Consider the following 13,520-nt stretch of genomic DNA (forward strand, 5'->3'; position numbering starts at 1 on the left):
TTATTTTTCTGTAAAATCTGAACTTTGTACCCTTTCTTTTTCGTTATGTTCAGTTGGAAATAACGCATATATAGTTTGTGATTCACTTCCCAAGGAATATCAAGAAATGGATACAGAGTCAACCTCATTTTACATAACTGCTCATACCTGGCCTACTTACAGGACCTTCGGTACCCGGTCTGCATCTGCTACGGGGTCCGGCTGCACGGGTGCGGTGAAGGTATCCGTCGCTTCAAGAATGGCATTGGTAATCCTGTCGAGCAGTTCCATTGCGCCCCTGTATCCGACGGTAAGGATGCGCTGGGCTCCCACCCTGTCGTGGATAGGGAGGCCCACCCGCACCAGGGGAATGTCGCAGGCTTTTGCAATGTATCTCCCGTTTGAGTTCCCTATCAGGATTTCCGGCTTGCTCTGCTTGACCGCGTCGTTGAAAGTGTCAAAGTCAATCCCATCGAGGACCATAGTCTCCAGGTCCGGCCGGATTTCTGCAAAAGCCTCCCGGATGCGGAGTCCAAAGTCCCGGCTTTTGCTCCCGGTAGCTACGAGCACGGGATTCATCCCGAGTTCCAGCATAAATCTTGTAAGGCTGAATACGGTATCAGGGTCCCCGTAGACTGCTGCCTTTACCCCGTAGAGGTACTTGTGCACGTCTACCATGGCGTCCAGGAGCCTTCCCCTTTCCTTCTGGTATTTTTCAGGAACCGGGCAGCCAAGGATGCGGACCAGTTCCGTAAAGAAGCGGTCGGTGTTTGAAAGCCCTATGGGAATGGGGACATTATGTCCGGGAACCCCGTGGGAAGCTTCAAGGTATCCCACAGCCAGGTTCGTGCTGACAACGCCCAGGCCGAGGCTTGCCCTGCTGTTCGGCATGTCTGTAATTTCGGCAAGAGGGGTACCTCCTGAGGCTATTTTTGGGAGTTCGTCCCTTAAAGGCGCATCAAAGGTCTCGGAAATGTCGGGCAGGAAGATGTGATCCCCTGCAGTTTCTGCAAGGATTTCTTTGAGTTCCCTCACGTCTGCGGGGGAGAGGCTCTCGACAGGGATAAGGTTGAGTTTTCCGTTTCCGGCTTCTTCAGCATCAGGTGCTTCTTTCATACCGGGACTTTTTGCTTCCCCGACGTTTTCCTCTGCCTTTTCTTTTTCCAGGATTTCCGTATACTCCATAATTTCCATGTTTTCCATGTAATCCATGATCTCGATGTCTTCCGGAATTTCCGGTTTTTCCGAACCTTCTGGCTTTTTTGGGCTTTCCTGGCTTTCCGGCTTTTCCGCAAACTTCCTGACAACGGCGTCCAGGGCTTTTATGTAGCCGCTTACGTGGCTATCTCCGTAACTGGGAGTGGAAACCGGAATGATTATGATGTCTTTTTCCGGGTCGTCTCCGATCCCTTCCTCTTCTTTGAATTCCCTGATTATTGCAGGGACGTCATCTCCGATGGTTTCGGCAAGGCAGGTGGTGGCAACGCCGATTACTTTCGGGGAATACCTGTTGATGACGTTTCTCAGACCTTTCTTCAGGTTTTCCCTGCCCCCGTAGACCGCTCCCTTTTCGCTGAGGGAGCTTGAGGCAATGTCTACCGGTTCCCTGAAGTGGTGGGCAAGGTGCAGGCGCATGTAGGTGCTGCAGCCCTGGGAACCGTGGTAGAGGACCATGGTATTTTCAATCCCTTTAAATGCAAGGGCACTTCCCATTGGCTGGCACATGACACAGGGGTTCACGGTTGCATAGTTTCTTTTAGTCATCTCAATGCCTCCTCATACCTCGCTCTCAACTGCAACATCCTGATTCGGTTGCAAAAACTCCGGGTCCACGGCCACATCTTTATACTTTTTTGCGCACGGTTCACCGGAGGCCCTCTCTTTTACCCCCGCTCTTTCTGACTCCGAGGTTTCGGGTTTAAGGTTCCTCTGCCTGACAGCTTTCCAGACAGGGCTGTTGATCGAGGCGTCCACTTCCTTTGCGAAGTTTACAAAGCCGTCAAAGCCTTCGAACTCCATCACCCTGTCGTGGTTGAAGTCGCAGAAGGCAACTCCCAGCTTGTATGCGATAAACCTCTCCTTTACGCCTGCAACCATCAGGTCGGCTTTCTGTTTCACGAGCAGGTCTGCAAGTTCCAGAGGGTTTGCATCGTCCACAATGACCGTCCCGTCCCGGACCGAATAACTGATCTGCTCGTAGTCTTCCTTTTTCCCGGTCTGGGTCCCGATGATGACCACTTCCATGCCGAGTTCCGCAAAACCTTTGATAAGCGTGAGGGCTTTTGCAGGGCCTCCCATGTAGATGGCGGCCTTTTTCCCTTTGACACTCTCTCTGACCCGGGAAATTTCAGGCATTATCCGGTTCTTTTCGGTCTCCAGGATTTCTTCTGCTATCTTTTTCATCTCTTCGGAGTCAAAGTATTCCGCAGTCTTCCGAAGAGCAATGGAGATATCTTCGGTTCCGAAGAAACTCACGGTTAAGTATGGAATCCCGTACTCTTGCTGCATCCATTTTGCAAGGTAGGTCATTGACCCGCTGCACTGGACTAGGTTGAGGTCGGCTTCCGCTGCCCTTGAAATGGATTCGGCAGTCGAATCTCCGGTCATGGAGACTATGACTTCGATTCCCATCTGTTCAAAGAGGGGTTTTACGAGCCAGACGTCCCCGGCCACATTGAAGTCTCCAAGGATGTTGATCTTTGGCTTTTTGACTTCAGGGCCTTCCTTTGGCTTCTTTACTTCCGGTCTTACTATAAGCTGCTTTAAGGCATCGCAGGCAGCCTTGTATCCGTCAGACTTGTTACCTTTGAAGCCTTCGGATTTTACAGGGATTACCGGGATATTGTGCTTCTTACTTGCTGTCTTGCAGACCGATTCCAGGTCGTCTCCGATGATTCCTACAATGCATGTGGAATACACGAAAACGAGCGGGGGGTGGTAGATACCTACCAGCTCATCGATCGCATTTGAAAGTTTTTTCTCTCCTCCGAAGACAACATCGATCTCCTTCATGTCCGTACTGAAACTGCTGCGGTTCGTTTCGACCCCGCTGGACTTTGCCCCTCTTATGTCCCAGGTATAGCCTGCACAGCCTATAGGGCCGTGGACCAGGTGGACTGCGTCGGTTACGGGGTTTAAGACAACCCTTGCTCCCGAATATACACATGCCCGCTGGCTGATGGCTCCTGCAAGGGAGGTATTGTCGCAGGCAAGGGGAATTATATCCCCTTTTTCCTGCTTTCTGGTGATGTACGGTTGCCTTTCTTCGAGAGTATCCACTATCCCGGTTTTTCCTTTCATCTCTTTCACTCCCCTCTGCTTCTGCTTTTCAGATTTGCAGCGGCTGTTTCTCCAGTTCTTCTGATTTTTCCCAGTTCTCTTCTGGAATTCTCAGTTCTCTTCTGGAACTTAATTTGAAATTAGTATATTGAAGTCGGGCCCCTTACTGGATGGTTTCAAGCAGCCAGTCAGGTGCATCTCTGTCTTTCCTGTCAAGCAGGGTGTTTCCTATGCGCTCCACCAGTCGTGCAGCTCCGGCGTACCCCATGACCGGGAAGTAGTGCAGGTTTGCCCGGTCCATGATAGGGAAGCCTACCCTGACAAGGGGCACGTCCTCTGCCCTGGATATGAATTTCCCGTATGTGTTGCCGATGAGGAGGTCCACGGGCTTTCGCTTGATGATCTGGTGGAGCATGAAGAGGTCCCCGCCCGAAATTACATCGGCGTCCGGGTATTCGGAACCTATGAGTTCTTCTACTTCTTTTTCAAATTCCGAGTTCTGAGTGCCGGTGAGCACCACGCTCGGTTCCATGCCCATTTCCAGCACCAGGCTCGTGAGGCCTGCAATAATGTCCGGGTCCCCGTAAATGGCTACCTTCTTTCCGTGGTAGTGGGGGTGGGCGTCAGTCATCATGTCTACAAGTCTTCCCCTTTCGTCTTCAAGTTCGGGGGGAATCGCCACGTTGGAAAGTTTTGCCGCGTTCATGATGAAACGGTCGGTGTTTTGGATTCCTATGGGGGTGGGCCCTATTTTTGCCGGGACTTTGTAGCGGCTTTCCAGGATCTTTGCAGCAGCTCCTCCTGCCATCCTGCAGAGGGCGATGGTCCCGAGGGAGTTTGCGGAATCTTCGATGTCCCCTATCGGGGTCCCGCCTTTCGGGTACATGCCCGCCTCTCCTGTGAGAGGGGCGTCAAAGACATCGGTGGTGTCCGGAAAGACAATGCTGGTGATTCCCATTATCGAGAGTAAGCGCTTGATCTCCCTGATGTCCGCAGGTTCCACAAATCCGGGGATGATGTTGAGTTTCCCGTTCGGCTTGCTTTTACTGGCAAAGGTGGTCACGAAGGACTTTACCATATTGTCATAGCCGGTGATGTGGGTGCCCACGTAACTCGGGGTGGATGCTGCACAGATCTTGATTGATGGGTCTATGAGTTCTTCGGCCCTTACATCTTCTACGATTACCCCTACGTCGTCGCCTATGGTTTCTGCCACACAGGTGGTGTGGATGGCAATTACTTCGGGTTTGTAGATTGCAGTCAGGTTTCCGAGGGCTTCTTTGAGGTTTGCTGCTCCTCCGAAGACAGCGGTTCCTTCCGAGAAACTGCTGGTCGTCCCAACGGGGTTTTCGCGGTAGTGCCTGCTAAGGCACATACGCAGGTATGAAAGGCAGCCCTGTGAGCCGTGGCTGTGTGGCATACAGTTGTGGACACCGAGGGCTGCATAGACTGCGCCTATTGGCTGGCAGATTTTTGCAGGGTTGATGGTTACTGCTTCTCTGGTTATTTCTTCACATGGAGTGTAATCTAACATTTTTCGTCCCTCCTTACTCTGCTCCTTCTCCTTTCCATGGCGGGCGGATGAACCTCCATGTGGGGCTGTGAAGCGCCATATCGATGTCATACGCGAAGTTCAAAACCCCGGAAAAGCCGGTGTACCTTCCGCTGTAGTCATAGGAGTGAATCTGCCTTGAGGGGATTCCCATTTTCTGGGCCCAGTACTTGTCCTTGATTCCCGAACAGAAGATGTCGGGTTTAAGGGCTTTTACAAGGGCTTCGGTTTCGTGGTGGTTAAGGTCGTCAACAACAAAGGTTCCGTCCTTCATTTCAGGGAAAAGCCCCTCATAGTCCATGAGCCCTATTTTCTTTTTCAGCTCTTCGATCCGTTCCGGGCTTACTGCGGGCTTGATGCTTTCGTCCCTTTCATAGTGCACATCCTCAAGAATTGATCCAAGCGCATTTTCTTTGATCTGGGGTATGATCTGCCTGCCTTCGTAGTCGTCCCTGTGGGCGAACTGGTAGCCTGCAACAACTACTTTCATGCCAAGCTCTTCGAAGAGGTTCGCATAGTGGTGACTCCTGGAGCCTCCGGAATAGATGAAGGCGGTCTTTCCCTGGAGTTTTTTCCTGTACCTCTCGATTTCATCCCTGTACTTTGCCGTTTCTTCGGCAATGAGTTCCTCGGTTTTCCTGGTAATTTCCGGGTCGTCAAAAAACTCTGCCATTTTCCTGAGGGATTTTGCAGTAGCTTTCGTGCCTATGTAGTTGACCTTCAACCACGGGATCCCGTATTTTTCTTCCATCATACGGTTGGTATAGTTGATGGAACGGTGGCAGAGCAGGATGCTGAGCTTTGCTCTGTGGGCCTGTGCAAGTTTATGGAATGAACCGTCTCCGGTGAAAGTGGAAACAATCCTGTACCCGATTTTTTCAAGGATCGGCTTGACTTCCCAGAAGTCTCCTCCTATGTTGTATTCTCCGAATACATTGATGTCAAAGGGAGTTGGGTTTTCAAGTTCCTCGGTTCCGATCAGGTTTTCCATTAGGGCATTGCTTGCAATGTGGTGGCCTGCCGACTGGCTGACTCCTCTGTATCCTTCGCAGCGGGAGGGGATGACTTTGATCCCGTACTCTTTTTCAGCTTGCCTGGCAACGGCCTCGATGTCGTCTCCGATAAGCCCTACAGGGCAGGTTGCAGAGATGCTGATTGCTTCAGGCTTGAAGATTTTCATAACCTCATCAATGGCTTTCTTGAGCTTCTTCTCACCACCAAAGACGATGTCAGTTTCCTTCATGTCCGTGCATACGCAGTAATTGCTGAAGTTATCTTCACCCTCTTCTGCTTTTGCAAGGTTTCTCCTGGTGCCCCAGGTGAAGTATGCACAGCCGATCGGGCCGTGGACCAGGTGGACCATGTCCTTGATCGGCCCGAAGACCACACCTTTCGAACCTGCAAAGGCGCATCCGCGGTTTGTGATGATACCGGGGATTACCTTATCGTCGGCTTCGATGTGCTGTTCGGCGGAACAGTCCCTGACAACTATGTGTTTTCTTCTGTTCCTGGCTGCTTTTTCCGGGAGCGCCTTCAGCATGTCATCGACAAGCTGCTGTTTGTCTTCAATTCCTGGGTCTATCTCGGCTCCCATTCTTACACCAACTCCTTGTTAACGGTCGCTTCTCCGCTTTCTCCGGTCCTGATGCGGATTGCTTCAGTAATGTTCGACACGAAAATCTTTCCGTCTCCAACATTTCCGGTCTGGTTAACCTCTATGATTTTCTGGACCACTTCGCTTACGTTTTCGTCATCCACAACGATGGTGAACATGCGTTTTGGAATGAAACGAATACAGGTTTCTGCTTCCTTTTCCGGGTCCGGAAGGGGCGGGTTAAACTCAAAGCAGAACCCTTTTTGCTTTCCACGGCCCATGACCCTTCTTACGGTAAAAGAAGGAAAGCCGCATTCCAGCAGGGCATCCTTGGTTTTCTGGACCCTGTTCATCCTGATTATTGCCGTAATCTCTTTCATGGGGATTTCCCTCCGAAAAGCCGGGCTTTAAAGCCCGGCTTTTCCGGTTCTTATGGTGTAGGCTTCTTCCACGGGGTTTACGAAGATCCTTCCGTCCCCATACTTCCCGGTCCTTGCAGCTTCCATTATGGTCTGGATGACTTTGTCCTTGTGTTCATCTTCGACTACCATCAGGAGCATGGTTTTCTGCAGTTCGTCGTAGTGGATGTCTGCAATGTGGATCCCTTTTTGCTTGCCCCTTCCGAAGACTTCCATTTTTGTAAGGGAGATACAGCCCTCTTTTTCAAGGCTCTCGATAACCTTTGACTCAATGCCGGGTCGGATGATTGCGCGTATCATTTGCATTGTTTTCATCTCCTCTGGATCTCAACTTACAGCTCGACAATTCCGAATTCCACCATCATGGCTTCCAGCTCTTCCATGGGAAGCGGGGTCGGGACAACGAGGTTGGTGTTGTTCTGGACGTTGTTGGCAAGGGTCAGGTACTCTTTGGCCTGGTTGCATTCGGAATCGAAGTCAATCACGGTCTTTCTGTTGATTTCTGCCCTCTGGACAATGTTGTCCCTGGGCACGAAGTGGATTAACTGGCTTCCCAGTTTCTTTGCAAACGCCTCAAGGAGTTCACGCTCCCCATCCACATTCCTGCTGTTGCAGATGATGCCGCCAAGACGGGCTCCTCCTTTAGCAAACTTGGCAAGCCCTTTGCAGATGTTGTTTGCTGCGTAGATGGCCATCAGTTCTCCGCTGGCCACGATGTAGATCTCCTTGGCTTTCCCTTCGCGGATAGGCATGGCAAAACCTCCGCAAACGACGTCTCCAAGCACGTCGTAGAACACATAGTCAAGATCTTCGGTGTATGCTCCCAGGTTTTCAAGCAGCCCTATGGAAGTGATAATCCCTCTGCCTGCACATCCCACTCCGGGTTCGGGCCCTCCGGACTCCACGCATTTGATGTTCCCAAAGCCTGGCTGTACAACGATGTCAAGGTTGACTCCTTCGTCCCCTTCACTCCTGAGGGTGTCAAGCACGGTCTTCTGATTCAGGCCACCAAGCAGCATTCTGGTAGAGTCTGCTTTCGGGTCGCACCCTACAAGAAGAATTTTGTTTCCCATGGTCGCAAGGGCCGCAGTCAGGTTTTGCGTGGTAGTGGATTTTCCAATACCGCCCTTTCCGTAGATTGCTATCTGTCTCATATTTTTTCAAACTCCTTTAATCTCTTTTACTCGGCAACCGGAAACCGGTAACCGTTGTATTATCCTATATTATATATAACTTACCACTAATTCGAAATATCTCTTTATTGATTCGCCTCCTTGATCTCCTTCTCCCCCTTCTTCTCCCCCTTCTTCTCCCCCTTCTTCCCCTCCCCCGGTTCCCCCCTTAGTTGCCTGTTACTCCGGCTTTTGGGAAAGGGTTAATAAACAATTCAACAGTAAACTTCAGAGCCCAAAATAACTGACCGGAAGACCCTTGCATGATCCCCGAAGCCTCTTATGACATCATCGTTGTCGGTGCAGGCCCTGCTGGCTCCACCGCTGCCATGTACGCCGCAAGGAGCGGCGCCTCGGTCCTTCTTCTCGATAAAAAAAGGGAAATCGGAAGCCCTATTCAGTGTGCCGGTTTTCTCCCTGATGCCTCCGAAGTCCAGGCCCTTCTCCCGAAGGCCGACCTTCCGGAAACCCTGAAAAACTATCCCGACTCCTGCGTGCTCCGGCAAATCAAAACCCAGTGCATCATCCCCCCTAACGGCAGTGTAAAAGAGTTCGCTGTCAGGGGCACAGTCCTCGACCGCCGCCGCTATGATCAGTTTCTGGTTGAGCAGGCTGCCCGGGCGGGGGCAGAACTTATGGTAAAGACCCGCGCAACGAAGGTGGAAGGCACAACCATTGAAACTTCGGGGATCTTCGGGAAACACACGGTCAAAGCAAAAGCGATTATAGGAGCAGACGGCCCTAATTCCCTTGTCGCAAAATCAAAGGGCCTTGCCTGGAAGCCGGAGTCAAAAGAGACTTCCGTTGCCATTGAGTACCAGGTCAGGAACGTTGACATTGACCCCGATGCCCTTGAGATGTACTTCGGAAAAGACTACGTCCCGGGGGGCTACGCCTGGATTTTCCCCGAAGGCGAGGACCGGGCCAACGTTGGAATCGGAATCCGGTCCGGGATGGCCGAAAAAGGGGTCTCTGCAAAAGAGTACCTGCACCGCTTCATGCGGAACCATCCTCTGGCAGCTCCGAAGCTTAAAAACGCCATCATAATGAACGTTATCGCAGGCATTATTCCCGTAAACGGAGCCCCCGAAAGCACCGCAACCGAAGACTCCCTTATCGTGGGCGACGCAGCCGGGCACATAATCGCAACAAACGGGGGTGGAATCCCCCCTGCAATGATCGCCGGAAAAATAGCCGGGGAAACTGCAGCCGAATTTGCGGCCGGGAAGTGCCGGCTTGAGGAATATGACCGCCGCTGGAGGGCCCAGTTCGGAACCGCCCTTGAAACTTCGGTCCAGGCGAGGCAGCTTATGGACGGGATAATGAAGTCCGACACCTTGATGAATGCGGCTTTCAAGTTCATCTCCCCCGAACAGATGAAAGCCATGCAGTGCGGGAAAATGCCCGGGGCTGTAAAAATGGGGCTCCAGGCCTTGAGCAGAAAGAAATAAGTGACTCGGAATAAACGAATCCATTGGTCATCGGTTAAGGAATTTTCTTGCCTGAAAGCTATCGATTTTGCACCAGAAGCCTGCCTTAAATTTTGGCCTCTTTACATGAAATCGATACCCTGTTCCAGCCCGCAACACTTTATAAATTTCGGGAAATGTTGTGAAAATGGAGGCGATTTGTCACGCTTCCTCACTTAACCGAAGACGCATTAATTTGGATTATGTAAACGGCATCATCTGAACTATCTGAGTTTCTAATCCTTGTCTTTGCAATTCGTATGCAACAAATGGCGCATGTCGTTTCAAAAAATCAAAATCTGAATTGTGGATATATTCCTTTAACCAATGCATTCGATCTTCTATAAAGCACTCACTGTTTAATCTAAGGGTGTCAATAGTTCTTTCAACATTATCATGATCACTTCTTAATATATTTTGATTTGGACGCACAAGAAGTGACGGAAAATCAAGTAAAAACCAATTATAATGAATTTGAAAAGGATCGAGTATGTTTTCATTAGACTTGTTATTGTTTGCTTTATCGCAGGATAATCTGTAGTTGCTCCACTCGTAAGCCAAGTGTGGGTTATTGGATTTTGGGATAAAATGGTCTACTGTGGCACTTGATTTTGAAACCCATATCCCCGTATATGCACATATTCCTTCATATGCACTATAAAGATTTTGGGAGCACCGTGTCCAATAATTATTATTTTTCCACTGTTTGTTTGTCGGATCGCGAACACGATTTAAAAACTGCATTCCTGGTGTTCGGACTTCAATATTGAAATTTGAAGGTTCGAGTTGTGGTTGAACAGGAATCATTACTTCACACCATACTTCTCTGCAAAATATTTCCAGCGTGGCCAAAATTCGTCTGTGCCAGATAAGTATTTTTGTAGTTCGTCATTGATTATCTTAACGTCTTTCGTTTCTGGGTTCGGGTTAAGTTGTATTTTTTTTGCTTTTTCTATTGCTTCATCTGCTTCTTGCGAGCGAGCATGCCTCAACCCAAAAATTTCGGACTGCAACCAATTATCAATTTTTCCATATCTTATAAATGAAATTTCTTTCAATTCAACTTCGTCGCCCAGCAAATCTAGGTGAAATAGTTTATCAACATCTCTATCAAAAAACGGTTCTGATGATGCCATGACAAGTGGTGAATGAGTAGCTATCATAAATTGAACTTCTAAATCGGGGGATAATATTTTAACTACGTCTATTAAAGCAGGAATTATGGTTCTTTGCCATTGAGGATGTAAGTGAGATTCCATCTCATCTATCAAAAGAATCATTTTTTTCTGAGGTTTCTTTTTTATTTGATGCGATGTGGTTTTATGCTCTATCCAAGCCCAGGTGATAAGATATGCCAGTGACAGAATTCGACGTACTCCTGCAGAGACATCTACTATCGGGACGTCACCGTATGGGTGTTTTATGGTTGGGATCTCTCTCGCATCAGTTGGTAGCCGAATAGGTTTTCCGGGTGTCATGGGTTTGGAACCAGTTGGAGAAAGACTTTTTAATGCAGATTTTAAAAGATCAAAAGCTTCGCTTTCTTTGTTTGCACTCCAAGTCATCCAATCTCGGATTAACCCATTACAAAGAACTCCCTCGATCCCATATGGTTTTTGATATTGTTTTCCATTCCAAACTTCTTTTTCGCTTAATTTTAAGTGTCCCTGCGGAAAATCCATTGGATCTACAGATATTGCATATTTATCTAAGGACAGCTGCGCACCGGATTGCCAAATGCTTTCATATAGGGTGATTTTTGCAGGGTCACAAATTGCAAAAGAATTGTCTATCCTAGCGTATATCAAAAGTCCAGGCAAGATTCTTCTTTTTACGTCAGTAATCCAACGTGCTCTTTCCCAATCATATTCTGATTTAATTTTTTCAGATATATCTGATGAACCAATATCGAATTGAATGCTTGCGTTAGACCAGCGGGCACCCAATTGGGGGTGAATAGGTTTATTTGCCCAATTCCCACTTAAGGCCCACCATGCACAATCAAGCAAAAATGTTTTTCCCAATCCATTGTCACCAGCGATGATATTTAAGCGTTCTCCGGGTTCAAATTCAAGGTGATGCGTGGGGCCGACACCAGTAAGTGAAAGCGACTTCAAGAAACCACCTTCCTCTAGTGGTGCTCGGGGGTAATTTCCTATAATCTTCTTTAATTCAGTCCAATCCAACGGCTCACTGCAAAAAAGGTTATTTTTGTCCAACTCATCTGGTATGGACATTTCAAACAGAATTTCCTCTTCTTCTTTCGTTATGTTGAATTGAGTTTTAAATTCTTTAATCACATCTTGAGTGGTTGTTGAATCAGGCCAATCTTTTTTTCTATAAATCCATACAGCCATATAATATACAGGTAAACGAATATCATCTTTTAGAAGAGGTTTCAGTTTGATTACATAGTCTTTGTTCCATCCATATCCTCCGCCTGTATCATGTTTTAGGGCATCTATAATAATTCTATTTCTAGTTCTTACACTCTGCAACCCCGCATCTGGATACTTCGCTGAAACCCACATTTTTGATTTATCAGATGTACGACCGGGTCTAAAATAACCATCGTACTCTTCAGTGGGGCGGTAATATTTTTCTAGAAAGGTTCTTTCTATCCCATGTGTATCTTTCAAATTTTCAATAGGCAAATCGATTTCCTTGTAGGCGAGAAAAGTGATCAAAAAAAATGGATGAATATCTTTCAAGTGCTCCAAAGCATTTGTTATTTCACTCTTACAAAAATACAACCCGGTGCCCCCTTATAATTCCTTTAAACATTCGACCATGAATTCACAATATTCATTGCTTAGATCAATACCTGTCGCAGGTCTGCCAGATTCTACAGCTATTCTTATGGTGGTTCCTGATCCTGCAAATGGGTCTAAAACTAAGCCATTTTCTGGACAACCTATATCTAAACATCTCTTTACTAATTTATCGGGGAATGCAGCAGTGTGTTTCCCTCGCGAAATAGGGTTTGGTTTGTCCGGAATGTGCCAAACATCCTCTTCGCCTTTTATAGCAGCTCTATTAAAATAATAATGTCTATCTTTTACGAACATGAATATAGTCTCATATTTTCGTCGAGGTCTGTCCTTTACGGATTCAGGTAAGCATTTTTCTTTAACCCAAATTATTGGACTGCGAAGAACCCAACCCCTGGAAATCATTTCTAATGCCACACGCCAAGGTATGCCTATGGTTGTTTTTCGGGGCACCCCTAATCCGCTTGCATCAACTGCTCTCAAGCCGAATCTTCTTGCTCCGCTTTTAGGGTCTGTTCCATGGGATTTTCCTTTCCCCGAATAATAGGTGTCTCCTATATTAAGAAACAGCACTCCATCATCAGTCATAATATCCCAAAGCCCATCCATAACTGTTACTATTGCATTTACATAACCATCTATGGTTTCTTCATGACCAATTTGTCCCTCTACACCATAGTCCCTCAACCAATAGTATGGCGGAGATGTTATAACACAATTAAATTTGTGGTGATTGTCTTGAGATAATTTCTCTAAAACTTTTGTTGCATTTCCTCTGTAAATTTCCCACGGTATGCCTTGTTTCGATGCTCCGTGCCAATGGTCAATATTTCTTTTATAGAATATTGATTTATTTTCGCCACCATCTGTTTTTTCATGCATCATAGATCACCGCATTATTCCTTTGCTTAATAAATTATTTTATATCTATTATTTATTTCCGTGAGGGAATTGGTGAAAGTATGAAACATAACTGCTATTTATTGAGTACTCTCTTAAATTTGATACACTTACTTTCATCGTCCTATTCAAGCATGTCTCAAACTTTATACTATCTACATTTGGAGACCAAGTAGTTGGGATAGACGTCTTTACCAATGTTCCCGGTTTTTTGATAAGTTAAACTTTAGTCAAGTTTTTATTCTTTTTACTTCCCAATGCAACTTCCTATATTTGGTTGTACCATTTAAATTTGTGGTTATAACTAATCTTATTGGGTAGTAAATCGAATTTTGTCTGATTTTTAGTATCCTCTTCAAATTGCAGGGAAAAAAGTAAATTTCAC

At 47.4% G+C, this 13,520-nt stretch carries 11 protein-coding genes; 1 reads left to right on the forward strand and 10 read right to left on the reverse strand.

Annotated features, from left to right (window positions below):
- Nucleotides 1-156: 156 nt before the first annotated feature.
- The 7 genes from FTO70_RS01865 to nifH all read right to left on the reverse strand — a co-directional run bounded on the left by FTO70_RS01865 (nt 157) and on the right by nifH (nt 7,977).
- On the reverse strand, nt 157-1,743 hold the full coding sequence (locus FTO70_RS01865) for a nitrogenase component 1 (RefSeq protein ID WP_255333992.1): 1,587 nt from the start codon (nt 1,741-1,743) through the stop codon (nt 157-159).
- 12 nt (nt 1,744-1,755) lie between these two features.
- Nucleotides 1,756-3,279: a nitrogenase iron-molybdenum cofactor biosynthesis protein NifE gene (gene nifE, locus FTO70_RS01870; protein ID WP_255333993.1), complete on the reverse strand. Its 1,524-nt coding sequence runs from the start codon at nt 3,277-3,279 to the stop codon at nt 1,756-1,758.
- Nucleotides 3,280-3,421: 142 nt separating this feature from the next.
- Nucleotides 3,422-4,792 carry a nitrogenase molybdenum-iron protein subunit beta gene (nifK, locus tag FTO70_RS01875; RefSeq protein WP_255333994.1) on the reverse strand — a complete coding sequence of 457 codons (1,371 nt, stop codon included), beginning with the start codon at nt 4,790-4,792 and terminating at the stop codon, nt 3,422-3,424.
- 13 nt (nt 4,793-4,805) lie between these two features.
- Nucleotides 4,806-6,404, reverse strand: coding sequence for a nitrogenase molybdenum-iron protein alpha chain (gene nifD / locus FTO70_RS01880; RefSeq protein WP_255333995.1), 1,599 nt, complete (start codon nt 6,402-6,404; stop codon nt 4,806-4,808).
- A 2-nt stretch (nt 6,405-6,406) separates the two neighbouring features.
- The gene (locus FTO70_RS01885) at nt 6,407-6,784 is read right to left on the reverse strand and encodes a P-II family nitrogen regulator (protein ID WP_255333996.1); all 378 of its coding nucleotides are present in this window, start codon (nt 6,782-6,784) and stop codon (nt 6,407-6,409) included.
- Nucleotides 6,785-6,811: 27 nt separating this feature from the next.
- On the reverse strand, nt 6,812-7,129 hold the full coding sequence (locus tag FTO70_RS01890) for a P-II family nitrogen regulator (protein WP_255334034.1): 318 nt from the start codon (nt 7,127-7,129) through the stop codon (nt 6,812-6,814).
- Nucleotides 7,130-7,155: 26 nt separating this feature from the next.
- On the reverse strand, nt 7,156-7,977 hold the full coding sequence (nifH, locus tag FTO70_RS01895) for a nitrogenase iron protein (RefSeq protein WP_255333997.1): 822 nt from the start codon (nt 7,975-7,977) through the stop codon (nt 7,156-7,158).
- Between the two features lie 281 nt (nt 7,978-8,258).
- On the opposite strand from nifH, the gene FTO70_RS01900 reads away from it, so the two are divergent.
- Nucleotides 8,259-9,446 (forward strand): geranylgeranyl reductase family protein, encoded by a 1,188-nt coding sequence (locus FTO70_RS01900; protein WP_255333998.1) that lies wholly within the window; start codon nt 8,259-8,261, stop codon nt 9,444-9,446.
- 219 nt (nt 9,447-9,665) lie between these two features.
- On the opposite strand, the gene FTO70_RS01905 is transcribed toward FTO70_RS01900, so the two are convergent.
- The 3 genes from FTO70_RS01905 to FTO70_RS01915 are packed head-to-tail and all read right to left on the reverse strand — an operon-like array spanning nt 9,666 to nt 13,117.
- A complete protein-coding gene (locus FTO70_RS01905) occupies nt 9,666-10,271 on the reverse strand; it encodes an HNH endonuclease (RefSeq protein WP_255333999.1) in 606 nt (201 codons plus the stop codon).
- Nucleotides 10,271-12,217, reverse strand: coding sequence for an AAA family ATPase (locus tag FTO70_RS01910; RefSeq protein ID WP_255334000.1), 1,947 nt, complete (start codon nt 12,215-12,217; stop codon nt 10,271-10,273). Before FTO70_RS01910 ends, FTO70_RS01905 begins: the two co-directional genes overlap by 1 nt.
- 12 nt (nt 12,218-12,229) lie before the next feature.
- Complete coding sequence (locus FTO70_RS01915; RefSeq protein WP_255334001.1) at nt 12,230-13,117, reverse strand: site-specific DNA-methyltransferase; 888 nt, start codon at nt 13,115-13,117, stop codon at nt 12,230-12,232.
- Between the last annotated feature and the right edge of the window lie 403 nt (nt 13,118-13,520).

It is taken from the genome of Methanosarcina sp. KYL-1, assembly GCF_024372725.1.
In the GTDB taxonomy this organism is placed as follows: Archaea; Halobacteriota; Methanosarcinia; order Methanosarcinales; family Methanosarcinaceae; genus Methanosarcina.

Coding starts and splice junctions, on each gene's coding strand:
- FTO70_RS01865 (WP_255333992.1), bottom strand. CDS start 1,743: ATGACTAAAAGAAACTATGCAACCGTGAACCCCTGTGTCATGTGCCAG.
- nifH (WP_255333997.1), bottom strand. CDS start 7,977: ATGAGACAGATAGCAATCTACGGAAAGGGCGGTATTGGAAAATCCACT.
- FTO70_RS01900 (WP_255333998.1), top strand. CDS start 8,259: ATGATCCCCGAAGCCTCTTATGACATCATCGTTGTCGGTGCAGGCCCT.
- FTO70_RS01905 (WP_255333999.1), bottom strand. CDS start 10,271: ATGATTCCTGTTCAACCACAACTCGAACCTTCAAATTTCAATATTGAA.
- FTO70_RS01915 (WP_255334001.1), bottom strand. CDS start 13,117: ATGCATGAAAAAACAGATGGTGGCGAAAATAAATCAATATTCTATAAA.
- nifK (WP_255333994.1), bottom strand. CDS start 4,792: ATGTTAGATTACACTCCATGTGAAGAAATAACCAGAGAAGCAGTAACC.
- nifE (WP_255333993.1), bottom strand. CDS start 3,279: ATGAAAGGAAAAACCGGGATAGTGGATACTCTCGAAGAAAGGCAACCG.
- FTO70_RS01885 (WP_255333996.1), bottom strand. CDS start 6,784: ATGAAAGAGATTACGGCAATAATCAGGATGAACAGGGTCCAGAAAACC.
- FTO70_RS01890 (WP_255334034.1), bottom strand. CDS start 7,129: ATGCAAATGATACGCGCAATCATCCGACCCGGCATTGAGTCAAAGGTT.
- nifD (WP_255333995.1), bottom strand. CDS start 6,404: ATGGGAGCCGAGATAGACCCAGGAATTGAAGACAAACAGCAGCTTGTC.